The organism is Nocardia sp. NPDC087230, assembly GCF_044744725.1.
Lineage (GTDB): Bacteria > Actinomycetota > Actinomycetes > Mycobacteriales > Mycobacteriaceae > Nocardia > Nocardia canadensis.
In genome coordinates, this window is the sequence record NZ_JBIUYV010000005.1 from 432747 (window position 1) to 454647 (window position 21901).

General features: G+C 68.9%; 23 protein-coding genes. 13 read left to right on the plus strand and 10 right to left on the minus strand.

Annotated features, from left to right (window positions below; all coding sequences use genetic code 11):
• Nucleotides 1-3 precede the first annotated feature (3 nt).
• Together ACIO52_RS20265 and ACIO52_RS20270 are read right to left on the minus strand one after the other, a co-directional pair.
• On the minus strand, nt 4-870 hold the full coding sequence (locus ACIO52_RS20265) for an ABC transporter permease (RefSeq protein ID WP_316574938.1): 867 nt from the start codon (nt 868-870) through the stop codon (nt 4-6).
• On the minus strand, nt 870-1769 hold the full coding sequence (locus tag ACIO52_RS20270; protein WP_402645800.1) for an MlaE family ABC transporter permease: 900 nt from the start codon (nt 1767-1769) through the stop codon (nt 870-872). Before ACIO52_RS20270 ends, ACIO52_RS20265 begins: the two co-directional genes overlap by 1 nt.
• Before the next feature lie 311 nt (nt 1770-2080).
• Here ACIO52_RS20270 and ACIO52_RS20275 point away from each other — a divergent pair, with 311 nt between their 5' ends.
• The 6 genes from ACIO52_RS20275 to ACIO52_RS20300 are packed head-to-tail and all read left to right on the plus strand — an operon-like array spanning nt 2081 to nt 7735.
• The gene (locus ACIO52_RS20275) at nt 2081-3286 is read left to right on the plus strand and encodes a cytochrome P450 (protein ID WP_218720501.1); all 1206 of its coding nucleotides are present in this window, start codon (nt 2081-2083) and stop codon (nt 3284-3286) included.
• Complete coding sequence (locus ACIO52_RS20280) at nt 3286-4086, plus strand: SDR family oxidoreductase (RefSeq protein WP_316574940.1); 801 nt, start codon at nt 3286-3288, stop codon at nt 4084-4086. Before ACIO52_RS20275 ends, ACIO52_RS20280 begins: the two co-directional genes overlap by 1 nt.
• A complete protein-coding gene (locus ACIO52_RS20285) occupies nt 4083-4304 on the plus strand; it encodes a ferredoxin (protein WP_218720503.1) in 222 nt (73 codons plus the stop codon). Before ACIO52_RS20280 ends, ACIO52_RS20285 begins: the two co-directional genes overlap by 4 nt.
• Nucleotides 4304-4855, plus strand: a complete 552-nt coding sequence (locus ACIO52_RS20290; protein ID WP_402645804.1) for a nuclear transport factor 2 family protein — start codon at nt 4304-4306, stop codon at nt 4853-4855. Before ACIO52_RS20285 ends, ACIO52_RS20290 begins: the two co-directional genes overlap by 1 nt.
• Complete coding sequence (locus ACIO52_RS20295) at nt 4849-6099, plus strand: hypothetical protein (protein WP_218720505.1); 1251 nt, start codon at nt 4849-4851, stop codon at nt 6097-6099. Before ACIO52_RS20290 ends, ACIO52_RS20295 begins: the two co-directional genes overlap by 7 nt.
• Nucleotides 6100-6124: 25 nt before the next feature.
• Nucleotides 6125-7735: an acyl-CoA synthetase gene (locus tag ACIO52_RS20300; protein ID WP_402645807.1), complete on the plus strand. Its 1611-nt coding sequence runs from the start codon at nt 6125-6127 to the stop codon at nt 7733-7735.
• A 3-nt stretch (nt 7736-7738) separates the two neighbouring features.
• Here the strand turns inward: ACIO52_RS20300 and ACIO52_RS20305 are convergent, their stop codons facing one another.
• Complete coding sequence (locus ACIO52_RS20305; RefSeq protein ID WP_342800354.1) at nt 7739-8062, minus strand: DUF4333 domain-containing protein; 324 nt, start codon at nt 8060-8062, stop codon at nt 7739-7741.
• Between the two features lie 195 nt (nt 8063-8257).
• Here ACIO52_RS20305 and ACIO52_RS20310 point away from each other — a divergent pair, with 195 nt between their 5' ends.
• Nucleotides 8258-9310: an acyl-CoA desaturase gene (locus ACIO52_RS20310; RefSeq protein WP_218720508.1), complete on the plus strand. Its 1053-nt coding sequence runs from the start codon at nt 8258-8260 to the stop codon at nt 9308-9310.
• Here ACIO52_RS20310 and ACIO52_RS20315 read toward each other — a convergent pair.
• Nucleotides 9298-10203 carry a hypothetical protein gene (locus ACIO52_RS20315; protein ID WP_402645811.1) on the minus strand — a complete coding sequence of 302 codons (906 nt, stop codon included), beginning with the start codon at nt 10201-10203 and terminating at the stop codon, nt 9298-9300. The genes ACIO52_RS20310 and ACIO52_RS20315 overlap by 13 nt on opposite strands.
• A gap of 276 nt (nt 10204-10479) precedes the next feature.
• Complete coding sequence (locus ACIO52_RS20320) at nt 10480-11418, minus strand: hypothetical protein (protein ID WP_402645813.1); 939 nt, start codon at nt 11416-11418, stop codon at nt 10480-10482.
• 347 nt (nt 11419-11765) lie between these two features.
• Between ACIO52_RS20320 and ACIO52_RS20325 the strand changes: the two genes are divergently transcribed.
• Entirely contained in the window at nt 11766-12764 is a 999-nt protein-coding gene (locus ACIO52_RS20325; RefSeq protein WP_402645816.1) for an AraC family transcriptional regulator ligand-binding domain-containing protein, read from the plus strand.
• On the opposite strand, the gene ACIO52_RS20330 is transcribed toward ACIO52_RS20325, so the two are convergent.
• Together ACIO52_RS20330 and ACIO52_RS20335 are read right to left on the minus strand one after the other, a co-directional pair.
• Nucleotides 12754-12939 carry a hypothetical protein gene (locus ACIO52_RS20330; protein WP_308248605.1) on the minus strand — a complete coding sequence of 62 codons (186 nt, stop codon included), beginning with the start codon at nt 12937-12939 and terminating at the stop codon, nt 12754-12756. The two genes, ACIO52_RS20325 and ACIO52_RS20330, sit on opposite strands and share 11 nt — an antisense overlap.
• Nucleotides 12940-13267: 328 nt before the next feature.
• Nucleotides 13268-14395, minus strand: coding sequence for an NADH:flavin oxidoreductase (locus tag ACIO52_RS20335; protein ID WP_218720514.1), 1128 nt, complete (start codon nt 14393-14395; stop codon nt 13268-13270).
• Nucleotides 14396-14509: 114 nt separating this feature from the next.
• Here ACIO52_RS20335 and ACIO52_RS20340 point away from each other — a divergent pair, with 114 nt between their 5' ends.
• Nucleotides 14510-14953, plus strand: coding sequence for a MarR family winged helix-turn-helix transcriptional regulator (locus ACIO52_RS20340; protein ID WP_255588280.1), 444 nt, complete (start codon nt 14510-14512; stop codon nt 14951-14953).
• 262 nt (nt 14954-15215) lie between these two features.
• Nucleotides 15216-16400: an alanine--tRNA ligase-related protein gene (locus ACIO52_RS20345; RefSeq protein WP_402645820.1), complete on the plus strand. Its 1185-nt coding sequence runs from the start codon at nt 15216-15218 to the stop codon at nt 16398-16400.
• Between the two features lie 136 nt (nt 16401-16536).
• Here the strand turns inward: ACIO52_RS20345 and ACIO52_RS20350 are convergent, their stop codons facing one another.
• A complete protein-coding gene (locus tag ACIO52_RS20350) occupies nt 16537-17739 on the minus strand; it encodes a lipid-transfer protein (protein ID WP_402645823.1) in 1203 nt (400 codons plus the stop codon).
• The gene (locus ACIO52_RS20355; protein ID WP_218720569.1) at nt 17723-18154 is read right to left on the minus strand and encodes a Zn-ribbon domain-containing OB-fold protein; all 432 of its coding nucleotides are present in this window, start codon (nt 18152-18154) and stop codon (nt 17723-17725) included. Before ACIO52_RS20355 ends, ACIO52_RS20350 begins: the two co-directional genes overlap by 17 nt.
• Nucleotides 18155-18310: 156 nt before the next feature.
• Between ACIO52_RS20355 and ACIO52_RS20360 the strand changes: the two genes are divergently transcribed.
• Complete coding sequence (locus ACIO52_RS20360) at nt 18311-19075, plus strand: hypothetical protein (protein ID WP_402645825.1); 765 nt, start codon at nt 18311-18313, stop codon at nt 19073-19075.
• Between the two features lie 33 nt (nt 19076-19108).
• Here ACIO52_RS20360 and ACIO52_RS20365 read toward each other — a convergent pair whose 3' ends face one another.
• A complete protein-coding gene (locus ACIO52_RS20365; RefSeq protein WP_316574951.1) occupies nt 19109-19513 on the minus strand; it encodes a MarR family transcriptional regulator in 405 nt (134 codons plus the stop codon).
• Between the two features lie 82 nt (nt 19514-19595).
• On the opposite strand from ACIO52_RS20365, the gene ACIO52_RS20370 reads away from it, so the two are divergent.
• The gene (locus tag ACIO52_RS20370) at nt 19596-21416 is read left to right on the plus strand and encodes an ABC transporter ATP-binding protein (protein ID WP_402645828.1); all 1821 of its coding nucleotides are present in this window, start codon (nt 19596-19598) and stop codon (nt 21414-21416) included.
• A 102-nt stretch (nt 21417-21518) separates the two neighbouring features.
• A complete protein-coding gene (locus ACIO52_RS20375) occupies nt 21519-21854 on the plus strand; it encodes a hypothetical protein (protein WP_402645831.1) in 336 nt (111 codons plus the stop codon).
• Nucleotides 21855-21901 lie beyond the last annotated feature (47 nt).

Below are 21901 nucleotides of genomic sequence, written 5' to 3' on the forward strand. Positions count from 1 at the left end.
GCATCACCCGGTGAAGGTCACGGGAGACTGGAATCCCCACAGCAGGATCGTGGCGACCATGTCGAGGGCGATGATCGCCACCAGGCTGGCGCGGATCGCCCGACCGGAGCCGATGCCGACCCCCTCCGGGCCGCCGGTGGCGAAATAGCCCTGGTAGCAGTGGATCAGGACGACAGCCACCGCGAACACCATCACCTTCACGGTCGCGGCGACGACGTCCCAGCCCACCACGAATTGGTCGAAGTAGTGGTCGTAGGTCCCCGAGGGGGTGCCGTGGATCGTGGTGACGATCAGCGCGCAGGAGGCGTAGCTCAGGATCAGCGCGACCACGAACGCCGGTGCCACGGCAATGATCCCGGCGATCACCCGGGTGGTCACGACGAAGGGCACCGACCGGATACCGAGCGATTCGAGCGCGTCGATCTCCTCGGAGATGCGCATGGACCCGATCTCGGCGGTCATCCGGCACCCGGCCTGGGCCGCGAAGCCGATCCCGGCCGCGATGGGCGCGAGTTCGCGGGTCACGCCGAAGGCCGAGATCAGGCCGCTGAGCTGACCCAGCGACAGCAGATTCAGCGCGCTGAAGGCCTCGATGCCGATGGAGGCGCCCATGGCCGCACCGAGCAGCAGCATCAGCGGCACCACCCCGCCACCGATGATCACCGAGCCGCGGCCCCAGGTCATGTCGGTCACCGTCGCCACCGTCTGGCGGCGGTAACGCAGCAGGGTGTAGGGCACCGAAGACACGACCTGCCAAACGAATCCGAGGACGAACCCGAGCGAGTCGATCGGGGCGAGCGGGTGCACGCGGGCACGCCGCAGCCGCCCCACCCAGCGCAGCCCGACGGGATAGTACGGAGCCGCCGTCATCACGCCATCCTGACCGGGAAGAACAGCGTGACCACCTGGGTGATCACGGTGTTCAGGACGACGACCGCCGCGATCGACATCACCACCGCCGCATTGACCCCGTCGGCCACACCCCGCGGCCCACCGGTAGCCTCCAGCCCGCGCTGGCAGGCGATGACCACGACCAGGAATCCGAAGAGCAGCGCCTTGACCAACGAGACCCACAGGTCGATCGGCGTCGTGAAGGCGCCGAACGACGACCAGTAGCTGCCCGGTGTCACGTTCAGCGCCGACACCGCGACCACGAACCCGGACGCGACGCCGACGACGATGATCAGGATGTTGAGCAGCGGCGCCACCAGCATCATCGCCACGATCCGCGGGACGACCAGGCGTCGCACCGGGTCGACGCCCATGACCCGCAGCGCGTCGACCTCCTCGCGGATGGTCCGGGCGCCCAGGTCGGCGGCGATCGCGGCCGCCCCCGCTCCGCCCAGCAACATCGCGGTGGCCATCGGCGCGCCCTGTTTGATGACACCGAGCCCGCCCGCCGCGCCGATCATCGAATCGGCGCCGAGTTCGGACACGATATTGCCGACTTGCGCGGAAACGATGACGCCGAACGGAATGGCCATCAAAATACTCGGCACCGCGGTGACCCGGATGAGAAACCACGCCTGGGCGAGTGTTTCGTGGATCTGGAATCGCCATCGAACCGCGTCCACGATGCCGAGCGACACGGCACTCGCGCCGATGCGCAGGGCCCGGCCGAGGGTGGCCACGCTGGATAGGACGGTGACCGAGAAATTCCGGCGCAGGATCTGTGCGGCACCGGCCTGTTTCGGCTCCGGCAATTCCAGGCCACCGACCCCCACCGCACCGCCGCCGGCCGGTGCGACTTCGCCGTCTACGCGTGCCATGCGGGTGACCGTACCATATGATCTAGACCACATTCCAGACACTGTTCCAGATTCCTGACCAGCTCCCCGCCGAGCCTTCCCGGGCCCGGATCGGGCCCGACCATGCGGTCCGAAAATGTTGATTACCAGCATCTTTGAGGCGAATCTCGCCAAGCGGGCCGGGCACGTCGTCGTCGCGATCGTCCGCGAAAGCGTTGTGCCCGGTGCGCGTCGGTGATACCGTCCAGACACATGTCCAGCTACCTGTCTCCTTCGGGTCTCGACCGACCCGACGCTGTCGGAGACATCCGATCGGAACCGGGGTGTTCGCGATGACCAGCGCCGCTGTGGAGCCCGTGTATTTCGATCCGTACGACTATCGATTCCACGAGGATCCGTATCCCACGTATCACCGGCTGCGCACCGAGGCGCCGCTTTATCACAACCCGGATCTCGATTTCTGGGCGCTGTCGCGGCATTCCGATGTCCTCGCAGCATTTCGCGACAACAATCGACTCTCCAGCGCCAACGGAGTTTCGCTCGACCCGGCGGCGTGGGGACCACACGCGCATCGGGTGATGTCGTTTCTGGCGATGGACGATCCCCGGCACATGCGTATGCGCAGGCTGGTCTACAAGGGATTCACCCCGAAGCGGGTCGCCGAGATGGAAGACCGGATCCGCCAGATCACCCTCGAGCACCTCGAACCCGCCCTCGCGCGGGGACGCTTCGACTGGATCGACGACGTCGCGGGCAAGCTGCCGATGGACGTCATCTCCGAACTCATGGGGGTGCCGGAGCCGGACCGCGCCGAGATCCGGCGGCTGGCCGATCTGGTGGTGCACCGCGAGGAAGGTGTTCTCGATGTGCCCGCCGACGCGATCGACGCCTCGATCCGGCTGTTCGGGTACTACGCCGACATGGTCGCCCAGCGCCGGGCCGACCCCCGCGACGACCTCACCTCGGCATTGCTCGATGCCGAGATCGACGACGACACCCTCACCGACGACGAGATCATCGGGTTCATGTTCCTGATGGTGGTCGCCGGAAACGAGACCACCACCAAGCTTCTCGGCAACGCCCTCTACTGGGCGGGGGTCGATCCCGTGGAGTACGCCAAGGTCGCCGCCGATCCCGACCTGGTCGCGGACTGGGTCGAGGAGACGCTGCGCTACGACACCTCGAGTCAGCTCGTCGCCCGTACCGCGGCGGTCGACCTCGACTACCACGGCGGCACCATCCCGGCCGGGGCGAAGGTGCTGTTGCTGATCGGCGCGGCCAATCGGGATCCGGCGGCGTTCGACGACGGCGACACCTACCGGATCGACCGCAGCGGCGGCGGCACCCTCGCGAGTTTCGGTGCGGGCGTGCACTTCTGCCTCGGCGCGCATCTGGCCCGGCTCGAGGCGAGCGTCGTGCTCGGCGAGTTCGTGCGGCGGGTGGCGGCCTATCGGATCGACCCGCGGGGCATCGAACGCGTGCATTCGACCAATGTCCGTGGCTTCGCCAAACTTCCCATCACAGTAGAGGTCCGCTAGTGCCCCGATTCGAACCCAACCCCGAACGCAGGCCGGCCCTGGTCGCGGGCGCGTCGTCCGGCATCGGTGCCGCGACGGCCGTTGCCCTGGCCGCTCTCGGCCACCCGGTCGCCCTCGGCGCGCGCCGCGTGCAGCGGTGTGAGGACCTCGCCGCCAAGATCCGTGCCGACGGTGGCGAGGCCTTCGCCCATCACCTCGACGTCACCGATCCCGCGTCCGTGGACGCGTTCGTCACCGCCGCCGAGGACGCCCTCGGACCGACCGAAATCCTCGTCTCCGGCGCGGGCGACATCGAATTCGCGCTCGTCGGCGAGATGGACCCGGAACGGTTCCTGCGGCAGGTGCAGGTGCACCTGGTCGGCGCGCATCGCCTGATCCACCGGGTGCTCCCCGGGATGACGACCCGGCGCCGCGGCGATCTCGTGGTGATCAGCTCCGATTGCGCGGACAACCCCCGGCCACGCAGCGGCGCCTACAGCGCCGCCAAGAACGGGCTCGAGGCGATGGTCGAGCAGCTGCGCATGGAGCTGGAGGGCAGCGGGATCCGGGCGTCACTGGTACGCCCCGGCCCGACACTGACCGGCATGGGCATGGATTCGACGCCGGAGGTCGTCGGCCCGCTGCTGCAGGACTGGAAGGACTGGGGCTTCGCCCGGCATCCGTACATGCTGCGGCCCGAACATCTGGCCGACGCCGTCGCCACGGTGATCTCGGTGCCACGCGGCGCCCACATGGTGCTGGTCGAGGTGCAACCGGAAGCGCCGTTGCGGCCGCTGCCCGAGGGCGGGAGCGCGTCATGAGGATCGTGGTCGACGCGGACCTGTGCCAAGGGCACGGCGTGTGCCAGGACGAGGCGCCCACGATCTTCACCGTGCCCAAGCACGGCACGGTCCAGATCACCGATCCCACGCCCGCCCCGTCGGAACACGGTGCCGTCCAGGCCGCGATCCGCTGGTGTCCCACCCGAGCATTGTCGATCGCCGACGATGCCGACTCCCCACCGAAAGGCACGGACTGATGGCAGGTTTCGAGCGCGCCGAACTCGACGAGATGGTGCGGCGCTGGGTCGTGGAGAACCAGCGGTGCGAGGAGAAGGGCGATTGGAAGCCCCTCGCCGAGATGTACACCCTCGACGCGACCTACGGCTGGAACTACGGCCCCACACAGGAATTCATGGCGGTAGGGCGCGCGGAGATCCGCGAACTGGCTCTCGGCCAGGAGATGGCGGGGCTCGAGGGCTGGACCTATCCGTACCAGGAGTTCGTCGTCGACGATCGCAGCGGCACCGTCATCGGATTCTGGAAGCAGATCAACGAGGGCACGCGCGCCGACGGCCGCCACTACTCCCCCGAAGGAATCGGCGGCAGCTGGTTCCGCTACGGCGGCGACTTCCAGTGGTCGTGGCAGCGCGACTTCTTCGACTTCGGCAATGTCTCGGCGATGTTCCTCGACATGATCACCGATCGGGCGCTCTCACCCGGGATGCAGAAGCGGATCGAGCGCTCGGTGTCGAAGGAGCCGCTGCCGGGCTGGTACCGCATCGGCGAATCGCCCGCCTCCCTGTGGTGACGCCGGTGAGCGGATACGACGCACTGTCCAGGGACCAGCTGGCGGTGCTGGTTCCCGAACTGCTGCTGAGCGGTCATCTCATCGACCGATCCGGCATGGCGCACACGATCGCCGCCTTCGGGCGCGCCGGGATGACCGAGGTCGCGATCGAGGAGTGGCAGTTGGCCAGTCCCGTCTACACCCGGCGCATCCGGCGCGCGCTCGGCATCACCGGCGACGGCGTCGAGACGATCTTCAAGGGCCTGCAACTCGACATCGGCGCACCGCCCCAGTTCATGGACTTCCGCTTCCGGGTCGACGACCACGATCACGGGGAGTTCTGGCTCGACCACTGCGGGGCGCTGGCCGATGTCGAACCGATGGGCGAGGAATTCGTGGTCGCGATGTGCCACGACATCGAGGACCCCACCTTCGACGCGACGGCGCTGGCCACCAACCCGCACGCCCAGGTGCGGCCCGTGCACCGACCACCCCGTGTGCCCGCCGACCGCACCCCGGTGTGCGCGTGGACCGTCGTCATCGATGGGTCCCATGTTCCGCCCGCCGCCCCACGCAACGCCGCCCTCGTGGCGAACTCCGAGGCGGCGGGGCTCGTGCTGGCCCCGATCGACCCGGGCGAGGAGGGCATGGGCGACTACGCCGGACCACTGCTGAGTGATCTGCGCTTCGGCGACTTCTCCCGGTCGGCCCTGCGCCGGCTGGCCGACGAGATCAGCCTGCAGCACCATCTGCTCACGCTCGGCTTCCTGGTCGCCCTCCGGGAACGCGCCGAGCCGGCGGTCGCGGCCGACATCGCGCGCAAACAGTTCGCCGGGATCGCCGGACTCACCTCGGAGCGCCTCCGCCGCTGCCTGTCACTCGGTGACGACGCCGACGCACTCGCCCTGGTGCTCCGGATCCATCCCGCGCTGAATCCGCTGAGCTACACCGGAATCGACAGCACGGTCACGAGCTCCGGTGTGCGCGTGCGCTTTCCGGCGGTGAGCCCGGCGACCAACGACGGCGCGTGGCCCGCCCTGCTGATCCCGGCGGACTTGCGCCCGCTCGATGCCCTGGTCCGTGGCGTGAACCCCCGGTTCGCCGCGCGAGTCGGCGCGATCGACGAACACGGCTGGACCGCCGAGATCACGTTGGCCGAACAGCCGTTCCGGGAAGCCTCGGAGGTGGCCGTGACCCGTTTCAGCACCGGCGCGAGCTTCGCCTTCACCGACCGCGGGAAACCCCTGCCGCTCACCGTCGTGTGAGCGGACCGCACAGAGATGGACTGAGATGGCCAACAACTTCGCCGACCTGTTCGAGCACTCCGCCGACGCCATGCCCGATCGGGTCGCGCTGATCCAGGGCGATCGCTCGCTGACCTACCGCGAGCTCGATATCCGGGCCAACCGCTTGGCCGACCAGCTGACCAGCACGGGGGTGCGCCGCGGCACGCACGTCGGGTTCCAGATGCACAACAGCATCGAGACCATGGAGACGTTGATCGCCTGCTTCAAACTGGGCGCCGTCCCGATCAACATCAACTACCGGTACGGGCCTGCCGAGCTGGCCTACGTCTACGGCAACGCCGACCTCGACGTGCTGGTGTATCACGCGAGCTACGGCGAGGCCGTGGGCGCGGCGCTGTCTCGCACACCGTCGGTGCGGCAGTCGATCTGTGTCGACGACGACCGGGTGTCCGGCGCTGCCGGCTCCGGCGTCCTCGCGTACGAGACGCTGGTCGAGACCGGAAAACCGTTCCGTCCCAGTGTGCATCGCACCGGCGACGACCTGTTCATGATGTACACCGGCGGCACGACCGGCCTGCCCAAGGGCGTCATGTGGCGGCAGGAGGACATGTGGCGGGTGCTGGGCGGAGGCGTGGACTTCTACACCGGCGAGCCGGTGCGCGACGAGTACCAGCAGTCCGCGACCGGCGCGCAAGGGGTGCCTGCCATCTGGTTCGTCCTTCCCCCGCTGATCCACGCCGCGGCGATGATGCCGACCTTCACCGCCCTGTGGTCGGGCAACGCGGTGCTGTTCGAGCCGCGTTTCGACCCGGACGCGGTGTGGCGGGCCGTCGGCACCCACCACCCGCACGTCATGGTGATCACCGGCGACGCCATGGCACGTCCGCTCATCGACGCCTTCGACACCGCCCCGGTGGACGCGTCCTCGCTGCTGGTCATCGCCTCCGGCGCGGCGCTGCTGTCGCAGCCGGTGAAGAACGCGCTGCTGGAGAAGTTCCCCTCGACGATGGTCTCGGACTCGATCGGATCCTCCGAAACCGGTTTCGGCGGAATCGGTTTCGCACAGAAGGACGACAACCCCGCCCGCGGTCCCCGGGTCCAGACCGGTCGCGGCGCGGTGGTGGTCGACGCGGACGGGCGACCGGTCGCGCCGGGTGAGGAGGGCTGGCTGGCCAAGACCGGCGCGGTGCCGCTCGGCTACTACAAGGACCCCGAACGCACCGCGCGGCTGTTCAAGACGGTCGACGGCGCACGCGTCGTGGTCACCGACGACCGGGCCCGCGCCGAGACGGACGGCTCGATCACCCTGATCGGGCGCGGCAACATGGTGATCAACACCGGTGGCGAGAAGGTGTTCCCGGAGGAGGTCGAGGCCGTCGTGAAAGCTCACGACGCGGTCTACGACGCGGTCATCGTCGGGGTCCCGCACGAACGGTGGGGCCAGCAGGTCGCCGCCGTGATCGCCACCGGCCCCGACGCGACCGTGGATTTCGACGCACTGCGCGCCCACATCCGCACCCACCTCGCGGGATACAAGGTGCCCAAACGGATCTGGGTGGTCGACACCATCTCCCGCTCCCCCAGCGGCAAACCCGACTACCGCTGGGCCACCGAGTACGTCGCCGGGCGCGCGGCCGATCACGCGGCCGACTGAGCCCTAATTGGGTGCGTCGGCCACCTCGATGTCGAACTTCGTGTTGTCGCCCTCCACCGAGGTGACCGTGACCTTCACGTCGTAGGTGGCGCCCTGTTCGGTGAGGGTGCACGTCATCGTGGCACCCTGCTCCGCCTTCAGATCCTCAGGACAGGTGACCTCGTCCGGCGTCTCCCCCACCTGGGCCTGGAGTTGGGTGCTGATCTGCTCGGCCACTGCCTCCTTGTCGACGGTGGCGGTGCCGACCGAGACCGAACATCCGGCCGACACCGCTGCCACCGACAGCAAGGCCGCGAGGACGGCGGGAATAGTGCGGATTGTCCTCATGTCGAACCTCACTGTTGCCGAGGGAAGAAAGATTAGCTGTAAAGTTACTCCCGGATTTCCCGTCCGGGCGGAAATCCGGGGCCGCCGTTGTCGAATCGTGCGCTGCGCGGGCGTCGAAAGATCACTCCGCAGTCCTATTCGATGTCATACCGCAGGATTACGAAGGGCGAGATTTCCGCCGATAGCTTCGGAATCATGACGACGCCCTCCCTGGTCCCCGCTTCCGCTCCACCGACACCACGGCGCGGCGCCGATGGTGACTACGCCCGGCTGCTGCGCCGGATCTCCGACGCCGGGCTGATGAACCGGCGCCCGGGCTACTACGCCGTCCGGCTAGGCCTCGTCGCGACCGCGTTCGTGGCGAGCTGGGCGGCCTTCGTCCTCGTCGGTGATTCGTGGTGGACCCTGCTGGTCGCCGTCGCCCTCGCCGTGACGTTCGCGCAGGTCGCGCTCGTCATGCACGATGTCGCCCACCGGCAGGTCTTCCGGCTCAGGCAGCCGACGGAGCTGGTCGGGCGCATCGTCGGCAACGCAGGCATCGGCTTGGGCTACGGGTGGTGGCAGGACAAGCACACCCGCCATCACGCCAATCCCAACCACGAAGAACTCGATCCGGACGTCGCGCCCGACATTCTGGTCTGGTCACAACAGCAAGCGCGGTCCAGTCGCGGTCTGCCTCGCCTACTCGGCAGGGCGCAGGCATTCCTGTTCTTTCCGCTCCTGCTGCTGGAGGGGTTGAATCTTCATCTGGCCGGTGTCCGTGCGCTCGGAAATCGATCGATGAAACACCGCGGACTGGAGGGCGCGCTACTGGTGGGCCACTTCGCCGTCTACACGGCCGCGGTCTTCGCGGTGCTGCCCGCCGACAAAGCGATCGCCTTCATCGCGGTCCACCAGGGCCTTTTCGGCCTGTACATGGGCTGCATCTTCGCCCCCAACCACAAGGGCATGCCGACCCTGACCGGTGAGAACCGCCCCGACTTCCTCCGCCGCCAGGTCCTGACCTCCCGCAACGTGCGCGGTGGCGCGGTGACCGATCTCGCGCTCGGCGGGCTCAACTATCAGATCGAGCACCACTTGTTCCCCAGCATGCCGACGCCGAACTTGCGCCACGCCCAGGTGATCGTCCGCGACTACTGCGCGGAAATCGGCGTCCCGTACCACGAGACCGGGCTGATCTCCTCGTACCGCGAGGCGCTCACGCACCTGCATCGGGTCGGCGCACCCCTGCGCGGTCAGCCGAAGTAGCCCGCGTAGTCGCCGAACGGCACCTGGCCGGTGGGGCTCGCCTTGATCGCCGCGGCCACCTGCGGCGGAATCGGCGCCCAGTAGGCCGGCATCCCGGCCGCCAGGACAGGGTTCAGGACGTAGATCAGGGCGAAGTTCACGATCCACAGCGGTGGGGCCATCGACATCCCGACCTCGGCGCTGACCCCGCCCTTGGTAGTGGTCACCAACTGGGCCGCGCCCGACATCTGCTGTGCCACGAATCCATACGCGGCCTGCACCGTATAGGCCGACCGGTAGAGCGCGACCAGCGTGTGGACCGCACCGTTGTCCCGCAGCCAGTTGCCGACGAACCCGCCGGGCGCGATGAGCGTGTTCACCTGCCTGGTCGGTGCGTCGGCGTTGGCCGGGCTCTCGAGCAATCCACTGGGGTTCACATACAGCCCGTAGCTGCCCAACACCGAGGACACCGGCCGCCCGTCGATCTCGGAGTAGACGGGTCGGCCCACCGTGTTGGTGAGGATCTCGACGCAGGCGACGATCACCCCCGCCGCGTCGAGGTTCCCGCCGACGCCACCCCCGGACGTGAGATCGAGATACTGCTGTTCGGTCAGCGCGTCACCCCGCCCGAGACCGATCCGACCGGCGATCGTGTCGGCCCGCTCCTGACCGAGCGGCTGGTTGAGCTGATCCGCGCTCGTCATCTGCGGTGGTGCCACGTATTCATAGGCGGGGGCGCCGGAGTAGGGCAGCGAGAAGCCGGTGCCGTCACCGTTCGCCACCGGTTGTCCGAATACCGTCTGGGTGCCCGTCACGGCGAGCAGACAGGCACCGATCAGGGCCGCCATCAGGAGGAACGCGTGCCGGACAGTCGACCGCCCGCACCCCGGACCCACCCACACCATGGCGCGCATTTCTACCCCTCAGACAGTGTCGAACGAGGTGAAACCAGCTTCCAAGTCAGTCAAAGCCGTGGTCGCGACCGTGTCAAGCCCCGTTACCTCAGCCGACGAGGACCGCGGCGTCCGCATACTGTGAGGTCGCGGGCGATCGCGGCGAAACTCGACTCGTCGGCGCCCACCGATTCCGCCATCTCCGCCGACCGGCCGAGCACGTCGACACACTCTGCTCGGCGCGAGCATCACCAGCGCGGTATCGCTAAATCGACGAGTTCGTCGACGACCATCGCATCAGAAGCCGCCGCCGCAGGAGGAGAAGCTGTCGTGGCCGGAATGGCCACCCGCACTGGAGTGGCCGCCGAGGTAGGGGCCGGAACGGGTCGGCGGGCGAGACGGGACGCGCCGGGAATCGTTCCAGTGGCGCGGAGCCACCACGGCCCACCAGGCGGTGAAATCCACACCGCTGACGCGCTCGATCTCGGCGCGATCGGCGGCGGCCCAGTGCACGGTATAGCCGGTGAGGTGATGGGTGGGGCGCTGAAGCTCGTCGACCAATTCGCCGGTGGTCAGGGTCGAGTCCTCGGCGCGAAAGACATGGACGGTTCTGTCCGACTCGGTGACGCGGTAGCTCCATCGGGTGCGGGCGGCCAGCTCGGAGCAACGGTCGTCGCGCTCTTCCCGCGCGCGCTGCGCTTTCCAGAGTCGTGCCTGTTCCTCCTGCGCGCGTGCGTCGGCCTCGTGCACGCGGAGCTCGATCTGCTCGCGGACCCGGCGATAGCGCTCGGCGATGTCGTGCAGCCGCTGTTCGAGTCCGTCGAACGCCCGCCGTGACGCGCCCCGGCTGCGGCGGCGTGCCGCCGACCAGCCGGCTCCACGCCGCAGTCCGGGTGAGAAGCCGCCCTCGATCCGCATACCGAGATCGTGGACGAGTTGCTGTTCGGCGATCCACAGCGCCTCCAGCGCGACAGTCCGGGCCTGGGCCCACGCGGCGGAGTCGTCGGCGGTGGCCTCGACCTCGATGCTCCGCGGGTAGCCGGGAAGCGCGGGTGCCGATCTCCGTTCGATACAGGTCCACCCACGCTCGTCCCGGCCTTCGGGTGTATCGACGGCATAGGCTTCGACATATGCCCGGCTCGGGTCGAAACCCGCCAGCTGCCGGTCGTTCAAGCGATAGCGGAAATCGAACGAATAGCGGTACAGCGTCACCGACACCATCGTGTTCCTCCCCACGGATACTTCCACGGTAGCGCCGGTGCGGGCGGGACGGGTGCGGCTTCGCGACGGAGCCGCCAGCGGCCTGGCGAGCAACCGATCGGCGGAGGGACCGGAGTTGTCGCGCAAGGTCTTTCCCGTGATGGCCGGCACGCGAGTACCCGCCGCGACCACGCCACCGCTGATGGCGATGCTCGGGCGAGGAGGCGGGGAAGGTCACCGCATCGACGCCCGCCGCCGCGTCCCAGCGTATCGTCCTCCATGGAGAAATCCCGCCCAGCTCGGATTCGCCGAATCGGTCGACGACGGCGGCTGACGTAGCCGCGACCGGTCCGCGGATCGGCCTGCCGCCACGAGGAGACGTCATGGCTACCGACCAGAGCTTGCTACATCGTTTCGTCATCTCGCAGTTCGACGCGGCCGGGCTCGATCGCGCGCAGCTGATCCGCGATGCCGGGGTCCCCGACTGGTCGATGACCGGCCAAGACGTGCATCTGCCGAGCGAGGTGTTCTCCCGGCTGTGGGAGATCGGCGAACATCGTCTCGGCCCGGACGTCGCCCTGCAGGTCGCCCGCCGCTACAAACTCTCGAGCCTGGGCCTGTACGACTATCTGTTCTCCTCCGCGCCGACGCTGGGCGCCGGGCTGGCCACCTGCGGGCCGTACGTCACCGCGGTCACCACCAATCACCGCTTCGACCTGGTCGCCGAGACCGAGCACGAATCCACCCTCTACCTCGAGATGCTCCACGGCGACGGCCGGGGGCGCGACCACACCCAGCTGTGGGGACTGTCGGCCGTGCTGAGCCGGGCCCGCCGCGTCGTCGACGGTCCGCTCGACCCCGTCCGCGTCGCGCTACGCCAGGCCGCTCCCCCGCATATCGACAGCTTCCGGGACGTGTTCGGTTCCGCCACCGTCGAGTTCGACGCGCCGACCGACTCGATGACCTTCCGCTCCGCGGACCTGAATCTGCCGTTGACGACCGCGGATCCGGTCCTGGCCGGGGTCCTGCAACCACTGGCCGCCGCGCTGCCGCCGCCACCGACGCTTGCCTCGGCCTGGCCGCAACGGGTGGCCGAGGCCTTGGACCAGGCAATCGAGGCCGGGGAGGTATCCCTGCACAGCGTCGCCCGCATCCTCACGGTCAGCCCCCGGACGTTGCAGCGACGCCTGACCGAAGCCGGCACCACCTGGCGCGCGGAGCTGGACCGGGCACGCAGCGCCCGATTCGCACAGGTGACGGTCGCGGGATCGCTCAGCGGCACCAGGCAGGCCGAACTTCTCGGCTACTCCGACGCGGGCTCGTTGCGCCGGGCCGCCCGGCGCTGGTCGGGGTCCTCACCGGCGTGCAGCCTCACACCCTGAGGTAGGTCGAGGCGATCCGCCAGAAGGTCTCCCGCTCCATCAGGTGGAAGTCCCACCCGTCGGTGATGTCGCGGAACGCGGCGACGATCCCGGCGACGTCGAAATCGTCCCGGGTCGCCGTTCCCTTCGCCTCCAGCGCGGAAATCACGTAGGCGGTGGCACTCTCCCTCGTCACCGACAACGCAGGCTCCCCTCGGTAGCACACTGATCCCTATCGAACGTAAGTCTCGAATCACCTCGGGACCGCGACAAGGACAGAACGCGCCAATCCCCGGCCGAACGCGCCAACCTCGCGATCGGCCGGTCGCCGGGGAGACGACCGGCCGGGGCTCAGCCGATCTCGACGCGAGGAGGATCTCCGTCGCCGCGGCTCGGGCGTGCGCGGGTCGGCGCCGGTGCCTCCCGCAACCCGGGTCCGAGTCGGTATCGATGCGCGAATGAGGGGTTGTCACTGCATGATTCGATGAACTTTCCGCTGCGTACTGCTCCGGAGACAGATTCGGCTAGCTCAGGGTCTTCATCGCCGCCGCGTCGTAGGGCTTCAGCTCGTCGATTCGGCCCGCCAGCACCTTGGCCGCCCACTCCGGATCCTGGAGCAGGGCGCGGCCGACGGCGACCATGTCGAACTCGTCGCGCTCCATGCGATCGAGGAGGTTGTCGATCGTGCCGAGCTCGGCGCCTTCGCCCGTGAACGCGCGCAGGAAGTCGCCGTCGAGTCCGACCGATCCGACGGTGATGGTCGGCTTGCCGGTCAGCTTCTTGGTCCAGCCCGCCAGGTTCAGGTCCGAGTCGTCGAACTCCGGGAGCCAGTAGCGGCGGGTGGAGGCGTGGAAGGCATCGACACCCGCGGCGGCGAGCGGGGTCAGGATGGCCTCGAGCTCCTGCGGGGTCTCGGCCAGGCGCGCGCGGTAGTCCTGCTGCTTCCACTGCGAGAAGCGGAAGATCACCGGGAACTCGGGCGAGACGACCGCCCGGACCGCGGCCACGATCTCGGCCGCGAACCTGGTGCGCGCCACCGGGTCACCGCCGTAGCCGTCGTCGCGGCGGTTGGTCTGCGCCCACAGGAATTGGTCGAGGAGGTAGCCGTGGGCACCGTGCAGCTCGACACCGTCGAAGCCGATGCGCTCGGCGGCCGCGGCGGCCTCGGCGAAGGCGGCGATGACATCGTCCAGATCGGCCTGGGTCATCGCCTTGCCCGCGCCCTCGGTGCCATCGGCGCCGATGCCCGAGGGGCCCATGGCCGGGGCGTCGGGATAGGGCTGCTCGCCCTGGTTGCGGACCATGCCGATGTGCCACAGCTGCGGCACGATCGTGCCGCCGGCCGCGTGTACGTCCTCGGCGACCCGGGCCCACCCCGCCAGCTGCTCCGCGCCGTGGAACCGCGGTACCCGATCGCTCTGCCCGGCCGAATCGTGGCCGACGTAGGTGCCCTCGGTGACGATGAGGCCCACACCGGCGGCGGCCCGGCGCGCGTAGTACGAGCGCACGTCCGCCCCCGGCACACCGCCCGGGGAGAACATGCGCGTCATCGGCGCCATCACGATGCGGTTGGGGACGGTCAGGCCGTTCAGGGTGACGGGCCGGGCCAGGACCTCGGCCGTGCGGGCGACGTCGGACGCGGTGACGATCACGGGGTGCTCCTCAAAGTCACTTGACAATGTCGATGGTTGAGAACTTCAAGCAATATGCCACACCGTAGAGGTAGATATTTGAGATGGTCAAGTTTCTGCGGATATGGTGGTCGCATGACAGAAGCTCCCCACGTCGACTCGGCCCAGCTCATGGAGCTGCTCTCGGTGTCCCTCGGCGTCTACTACGGGGACTTCACGGCGGCGGCGGCGAGTGAGAACCTCACCGCGAGCCAGGGCAAGACGCTCACGGCGCTGCGCCGCCGACCCATCGCGATGCGGGTCCTGGCCGAGGCCTTGGCCTGCGATGCCTCCAACGTCACCGGGATCATCAACCGGCTGGAGAAACGCGGCCTGGTCCGCCGCGAGGCGAGCCCGTCCGACCGCCGCGTCACCAATCTGGTCATCACGCCCGAGGGCGAACGAGTCACCGATGCGATCCGGGCGAAGATGCAGGTCACCCGCGATGGCCTGGACAGCCTCGGCGAGCAGGACCGCGACACCCTGTACGCGCTGCTCGAACGAGTATTCCTCTCCCGCAAGAGCACTCGACCGCAGTGAACCAGCAGTGCACGTTCGCCGACCGGCACCGGCCGAAATCCGGTCGCGCCCCGCATCCCGCGGCTGCTACCGTGCCCACATGATGGTCAGTCCACGCAACGCCGCCGCGGCCGCACGAGCTCTCCGCTCGCCGGTCGCTGCCGCCTGACCTCTTCTTCCCCCGCCGGCGACCGGAAACGGTCCGCCGGTGCGCGTCGGTCTCGAATCCGGGCCTGCCATGGACGGTCGCTTCCGGTCGATTTCTCTCGATGGAGCAATCACCATGATCACCACAGACCAGACCGTCCGGACTTTCCTCGACTTCTTCCGCGACCGCGGGCACGAACTCACGCCGGGCGGATCGCTCATCCCCTCGCCCGGGGACCCGGTGCTGTTCACCACCTCCGGGATGCACCCACTGACCCCCTATCTCCTTGGCCGCCCGCATCCGCTCGGCCGACGGCTCACGAACGTGCAGCGTTGTCTGCGCACCACCGATCTCGACGAAGTCGGCGACGACACCCACCTGACGGTGTTCGAGATGCTCGGCTCCTGGTCCCTCGGCGACTACGGCGGCCCGCAGAGCCTGCGCTGGGGAATCGAACTGCTGCGCGACGGATTCGGCATCGACCCCCGCCGGATCCACGGCACGGTCTTCGGCGGTGACGACCGGGCCGAACCCGACCACGAGTCGTGGCGTACCTGGCAGGACCTGGGCCTACCGGTCGAACCGACCACCGAGGAGAACTGGTGGTCCAACGGGCCGACCGGACTCTGCGGACCCGATTCGGAGATCTTCCTCTGGACCGGCAGCGAGAATCCGCAGGGCACACCGACAACCGACGACCGGTGGGTGGAGATCTGGAACCACGTCACGATGCGCTACGTGCGGCACCCCGACGGCGGTCTCGAACCGGTCCGCCGACCCGGTATCGACACCGGGATGGGCCTGGAGAGGCTCGGGCGAATCCTGCAGAACACGCCGTCCGTCTTCGAGATCGACGTCTTCCGGCCCTGGTCGACCACGCTGCCCCGGCTCTGGGGCCCGCTGGGGGAATCGTCGCTGCGCGTGGTGTCGGACCACCTGCGATCCAGCATCGTGATCCTCGGCGACCGGGTCACCCCGTCTCCCTCGAGGCGCGGACACATCCTGCGCCGCCTGATCCGCCGCACCCTGACCACACTGTGGCGCGACGATCCGAGCCGCACTCTGTCGGACCTGCCGATCGACCTGTTCGACCACACGCTCGACCACTTCCGGCAGCATGTCGACCCACACACGGTGCGCACCCTGTTGCTCGACGAGGAGCACAAATTCGAGCTGCTCCTCCAGCGCGGACGACAGGTGCTGTCCCACCGCCGATTCGCCGGACCGCTGACCGACGACGACTACCGCTACCTGCACGACACGCACGGTTTGCCGCGCGACCTCGCGGTCTACCTGAGCACCGAATCCGGTATCGGCTGAGGCCGACTCGACAGCGAGCGCCGGGCGGGGCCGCGTCCCTGACGTGCCCCCACCCGCCGGATGCCGCCGTCGGATGCCGGAGAACGTCCACCTTCGCGGTGGCCGCTCATGTGCACCGGAGCAGCGCGAACCCCGCTCAGCGAGTGGCGATGATGGCCGAGCCGTGGCCGAACAGGCCCTGGTTCACCGCGATACCCGCGCGCGCGTCATCGACCTGGCGACCGTCGGCCTGGCCGCGCAATTGCCACGTCAGCTCGCAGATCTGGGCGATCGCCTGCGCGGGAATCGCTTCCCCGAAACAGGCCAGGCCGCCACTGGGATTCACCGGCACATGACCGCCCAGTGTCGTCGCGCCACTGCGCAACAGCTTCTCCGCGCCGCCGGTCTCGCAGAGCCCGATGTCCTCGTACCAATCCAGCTCCAGCGCGGTGGACAGGTCGTAGACCTCCGCGAAGGACAGCTCGGAGGGACCGAGCCCGGCCTCCTCGTAGGCGGCGTACGCCACCGCGGAGCGGAACTCGCGCGCCGGCGCCTCGACCGCCACCGCGGAATCCGTCGCGAAATCCGGCAGGTCGAGCACCGTTTTCGGGAACGTCGGCGTGACCGTCGACAGCGCGCGGATGCGGACCGGATCGGCGATGCCGTGACGCCGCGCGTAGTCCATCGACGTCAGCACGAGGGCGGCACCGCCGTCACTGGTCGCACAGATGTCGAGCAGGCGCAGCGGATCCGAGACGATCGCCGAGGCGGCGACCTCCTCGGCCGAGACCTCCTTGCGATAGCGGGCATACGGGTTGTTCAGGCCGTGCCGGGCGTTCTTCACCTTGACCGCAGCGAAGTCGTCGAGTGTCGCGCCGTGCAACGCCATGCGCCGACGGGCGTACAGCGCGAAATAGATGGGGTTGGTCGCGCCCAGCAGGTGGAAACGCAACCAGTCCGGATCGTCGCGACGCTCGCCGCCGACCGGCTGGAAGAACCCCTTCGGGGTGGTGTCGGCGCCGACCACCAGGGCCACCTCGCACAACCCGGCCAGGATCTGGGCGCGGGCGTTGGCGATGGCCTGAGCACCGGAGGCACAGGCGGCGTAGCTGCTCGAGATCCGCGCCCCCGTCCAGCCGAGCGCCTGGGCGAAGGTCGCGCCCGAGACGAAACCGGGGTAGCCGTTGCGGATCGTGTCCGCGCCGGCGATGTAGTCGACGTCGCGGTGGTCCACGCCGGCATCGGCCAGCGCGGCACGGGCCGCGACCAGTCCGTATTCGACGAAATTGCGGCCCCACTTGCCCCACTGGTGCATACCCGCACCGAGGACTGCGATATCGCGATTACTGGTCTCGGTCATCGACCGGCCTCCACATCCACACCGTGTGCTCCGCTTCCTCGTCCTCGTACAGCACGCCGAGGGTCAACTCCACCGGCATGCCGACCGCCAGGTCGTCCACCGTCAGGCCGCGCACCACCTGCCCGAGAATCACCATCTGCTCGACCTCGAGCTCCACGGCCGCGACGACATACGGCTCGAACGGCTCGGCGGAGACATAGGGCGGGGGTGGCTTGTAACGGGCATCCGCGTACGACCAGATCCGGCCACGGGTGGAGAACAGGTACTCGGCGAGTTCGGAGCCGTCCCGGGGACCCGCGCACTGCGGGTTCCGGCAGGCGAGCGTGTTCCGTGGGAAATACGGTGTGCCGCAGGCAGTACAGCGACTCCCCTGCAGACGCACCGTGCCGTCGTCCGCGGTGAACCAGTCGGCCACGGCAGGGCGTTGTTCTTTCTGCACGAGCCCGACGGTATAGGAACACGTTCTACTTTGGGGCCGGAATCCACTTCACCGGCACATCGGCGGAGGTACGGTGAAGCCGGATTGAGGATGCGCCGCCATTCTCGAGTCGAGCTGGAGTACCACAACGCGATGGGCACCGAAGTCATTGATCCGCAGTCGATCCGCAATGTCACGATCATCGGGGACCCCGAGGCGACGACCCGGGTCGTCCACCGGCTGACCCGCCGTCCCGCCGGGCCCCGATCCGGCACGGCGACCACGATCCGGTGGACCGATCACACGATTCGGCTCACCCAGCTGTCGAGCCAGGAGCCCCTCGCGACGCTGGAGCACTCGCTTCGGGTGGCCGACGGGGTGGTCGCGGTCATGAACGCCGCGGCACCGCGCGCCCCTCGGCTCGAGACGATCCTGCGAGTCGCCGACGACCACCAGGTCGCGCGGCTGTGCCTGGTGACCGGGCTCGATCATCCCGCCGCGGACTTCGACCGCTGCGTCCGCACGATCGCGGGCACCCACGGAGCGGTGCCGTTGACGCTGCAGATCCCCCACGGCATCGGCGCCGGGTTCGCCGGCGTCATCGATCTGGTCCGGATGGGGGACCTGGCACCGATGGGCGCCGAGTTCTACGGCAGCCATTGGCAGGTCGCCGAACAGTGGTATCGCAGGCTCGTGACGGCGGTGACCGACCACCGGGACAACGACCCCGGCCCGCCGGAGGTCTCCCCCGAACAGGTCTCCGACCGCGTCCGGCGCCTCACCCATGTCGGCGACGCCGCGCCGGTCCTGTGCGATCCGGCGCCGTGGAGCGATGTCGCCCCGCTCCTGGACGCCGTGATCCGCTACCTGCCGTCCCCCCTGCACGTCTGCCAGCCGGAACACGTCCTCGACTGGTGACCGGCGACCTCCGGCGTGCTGCCGGGTCGTGGACTATCCGACGAGCTTGCCGAGGATGCCCCGCAACGTGGCACGTTCGTCGTCGGTGAGCCCGGCGAAGAAGTCGTCGGATTCCTTCGTCCGAGCCTCCGACAGGGTGCCGAGTGTCCGCGCCCCCAGGGCCGTCACCGCCACGAGAGTCGCGCGACGGTCCGTCGGATCGGGCGCGCGGGTGACCAGACCGGCCTGCTCGAGCACGTCCACCACCTCTGTCGCCGATCGGGGGCTGATCCGCAACGCCTCGGCGAGAGCCGAGAGCCGCAGTCCTTCGTGCTCGCCCGCCACCCGCAGCGCGCGGGCCTGATGCGGGGTCAGTCCCATCGGCGCGTACGCCGCGGCCCAGCGTCGGCGCAGCGTCCTGGCGACCTGCATCAGGAGCTCGCTGTCGTTGTCGGGCATAAATCCGGCCTCTCCAGTTGTTTACACTGCCAGATAGTGAGGGAACCTCAGCATACGTCCATTCCCCCGAAGGGGGTTGCCTGTGAAAGACCAAGACTCTTCCCGCGGCGGCCGCACCCGCCGCCCCGACCCGGCCGACCGCGCACAGCTGCGCGAGTCCCCCGTGTCCGTGCGCCGGATCGCCGCGCTCTTCGCGCCCTACCGGCTTCGGCTCACCGTGCTGATCGTCCTGATCGTGGCGGGCTCGACGATCAGCCTCGTCTCGCCGTTCCTGCTGCGCCTGGTGATCGACGACGCGCTCCCCCAGCAGAACATCTCGCTGCTGCTGTGGGCGGTGGGCGGCATGCTCGCCGTCACCGTCCTCACCGCCGTGCTCGGCGTCGGCCAGACACTCATCTCCACCACCGTCGGGCAGCAGGTCATGCACACGCTGCGCACCGACGTGTTCCGCCATCTACAGCGCCAATCGCTGGGATTCTTCACCCGCACCCGCGGCGGCGAGGTCCAGTCGCGCCTGATCAACGATGTCGGCGGCATGCAGTCCGTGGTCACCAGCACCGCGACCGCGATCGCGGGCAATGTCACCACCGTGGTCGGCACCTCGATCGCGATGGCGGTGCTGTCGTGGCGGCTGTCACTGCTGTCGCTGGTGGTGCTGCCCCCGGCGATCTGGCTGACCCGCCGCGTCGCCCTGCTGCGCCGCGACATCACCGCCCGGCGTCAACGCCACCTCGCCGACCTGCACGGTCAGGTCGAGGAAGGACTCTCGGTGAGCGGTGTACTGCTGGGCAAGACGCTCGGCACCGGGCCCGTGGCCTCCGCGCATTTCGAACAGACCTCCCACGACCTGGTCGACCTCGAAGTGCGTTCCCAGCTCGCCGGCCGCTGGCGGATGGCCACGATGAACATCGTCTTCGCGGCGATCCCTGCCGTCCTCTACCTCGCCGCCGGTTTCCCCGCGACCAGCGGCGCCATGACGATCGGCACCCTGGTCGCCTTCACCACCTTGCAGTCCGCGCTCTTCCGCCCCCTGATGAGCCTGCTCAACGTGGGTGTCGAAGTCACCAGCTCGATGGCGTTGTTCAGCCGGATCTTCGGCTACCTCGATCTTCCGGTCGAGATCGACGAGCCCGCTCGGCCGATCGACCTGGACCCGCGCGATGTCGTGGGCGAGGTCCGGTTCGACGACGTCAGCTTCCGCTACGACGCCCACGGCCCCGAGGTGCTCGACGGTGTCTCGCTCGTCGTGCCGCCCGGGTCGACGCTCGCCCTGGTCGGCGAGACCGGTTCCGGCAAGACCACGCTCGCCTCGCTCGTCGCCCGCCTGCACGACGCGACCGGCGGCCGGGTGAGCATCGACGGCGTCGACGTGCGCCAACTCGAATTGGGCACCCTCGCCCGCATCGTCGGCGTCGTCTCGCAGGAGTCCTACCTGCTGCACACGACCATCCGCGAGAACCTCCGCTACGCCGCGCCCGAGGCCACCGACGCCGAGATCGAGCGCGCCGCCCGCGCCGCTCAGATCCACGAGCTGATCACCTCGCTTCCCGAGGGTTACGACACCGTGGTCGGCGCGCGCGGGCACCGGTTCTCCGGTGGTGAGAAGCAGCGCATCGCCCTGGCCCGCACCCTGTTGCGCGACCCGCGCGTGCTGGTGCTCGACGAGGCCACCAGCGCCCTGGACAACGAGACCGAGCGCGCGGTGCAGGCCGCCATCGATGTGGTGGCCCAGGGCCGCACGGTCATCACGATCGCGCACCGGCTCAGTACGATCCGCGACGCCGACCAGATCGCCGTCCTCGATCACGGCCGGGTCGTCGAGCTCGGCGACCACACGACGCTGCTCGACGACGCGGGACGCTACGCCCGGCTCAACGGCGCCGCCGAGGCCGCGGCGGCCTGAAGTCCGCGGCGGCCGATCGGCAGATCGGCAACGCAGCGCGCCCGACGTCGGGCAGATTCCAACGCCCCGGCCGCCGGGCGCTCGCACTGTCAGCATGCGACCGTGCGCATCCGGGTGTTTTCCGACGGTCGTGATGGCGATGCTGGGTGCGTTGCTCGCCACGATGTATCACCGCGCTACGTCGGTGTGCTCGCGACGTTCGAACCGATGCATCAGGTGTACACGGCGGTGCGAGCGATCCCGTTCTTCGACGCCGACCTGGGCGCGGGACCGGCGCACGGCTTCTGGATGACCCTGCTCGGCCTCGCCGTCGGGCTGACGCTCGGCGCGCTGGTCAGCCGGCTCTACGACCGCGCCGGCCTGCACCGCAAGCCTCCCGGCACACTCCCGATTCCCCGCCCTGTGAGCCCTCACAGCGGCGATTGCACAAGATCGTGAGCACCCCAGGCAGCGTGACTGGACTCTGAGCCAGCGCTCGCGCGCTG

Coding starts and splice junctions, on each gene's coding strand:
- ACIO52_RS20340 (WP_255588280.1), top strand. CDS start 14,510: ATGACAGAAGCTCCCCACGTCGACTCGGCCCAGCTCATGGAGCTGCTC.
- ACIO52_RS20360 (WP_402645825.1), top strand. CDS start 18,311: ATGGGCACCGAAGTCATTGATCCGCAGTCGATCCGCAATGTCACGATC.
- ACIO52_RS20325 (WP_402645816.1), top strand. CDS start 11,766: ATGGCTACCGACCAGAGCTTGCTACATCGTTTCGTCATCTCGCAGTTC.
- ACIO52_RS20300 (WP_402645807.1), top strand. CDS start 6,125: ATGGCCAACAACTTCGCCGACCTGTTCGAGCACTCCGCCGACGCCATG.
- ACIO52_RS20345 (WP_402645820.1), top strand. CDS start 15,216: ATGATCACCACAGACCAGACCGTCCGGACTTTCCTCGACTTCTTCCGC.
- ACIO52_RS20285 (WP_218720503.1), top strand. CDS start 4,083: ATGAGGATCGTGGTCGACGCGGACCTGTGCCAAGGGCACGGCGTGTGC.
- ACIO52_RS20350 (WP_402645823.1), bottom strand. CDS start 17,739: ATGACCGAGACCAGTAATCGCGATATCGCAGTCCTCGGTGCGGGTATG.
- ACIO52_RS20275 (WP_218720501.1), top strand. CDS start 2,081: ATGACCAGCGCCGCTGTGGAGCCCGTGTATTTCGATCCGTACGACTAT.
- ACIO52_RS20305 (WP_342800354.1), bottom strand. CDS start 8,062: ATGAGGACAATCCGCACTATTCCCGCCGTCCTCGCGGCCTTGCTGTCG.
- ACIO52_RS20270 (WP_402645800.1), bottom strand. CDS start 1,769: ATGGCACGCGTAGACGGCGAAGTCGCACCGGCCGGCGGCGGTGCGGTG.
- ACIO52_RS20290 (WP_402645804.1), top strand. CDS start 4,304: ATGGCAGGTTTCGAGCGCGCCGAACTCGACGAGATGGTGCGGCGCTGG.
- ACIO52_RS20315 (WP_402645811.1), bottom strand. CDS start 10,203: ATGCGCGCCATGGTGTGGGTGGGTCCGGGGTGCGGGCGGTCGACTGTC.
- ACIO52_RS20310 (WP_218720508.1), top strand. CDS start 8,258: ATGACGACGCCCTCCCTGGTCCCCGCTTCCGCTCCACCGACACCACGG.
- ACIO52_RS20265 (WP_316574938.1), bottom strand. CDS start 870: ATGACGGCGGCTCCGTACTATCCCGTCGGGCTGCGCTGGGTGGGGCGG.
- ACIO52_RS20365 (WP_316574951.1), bottom strand. CDS start 19,513: ATGCCCGACAACGACAGCGAGCTCCTGATGCAGGTCGCCAGGACGCTG.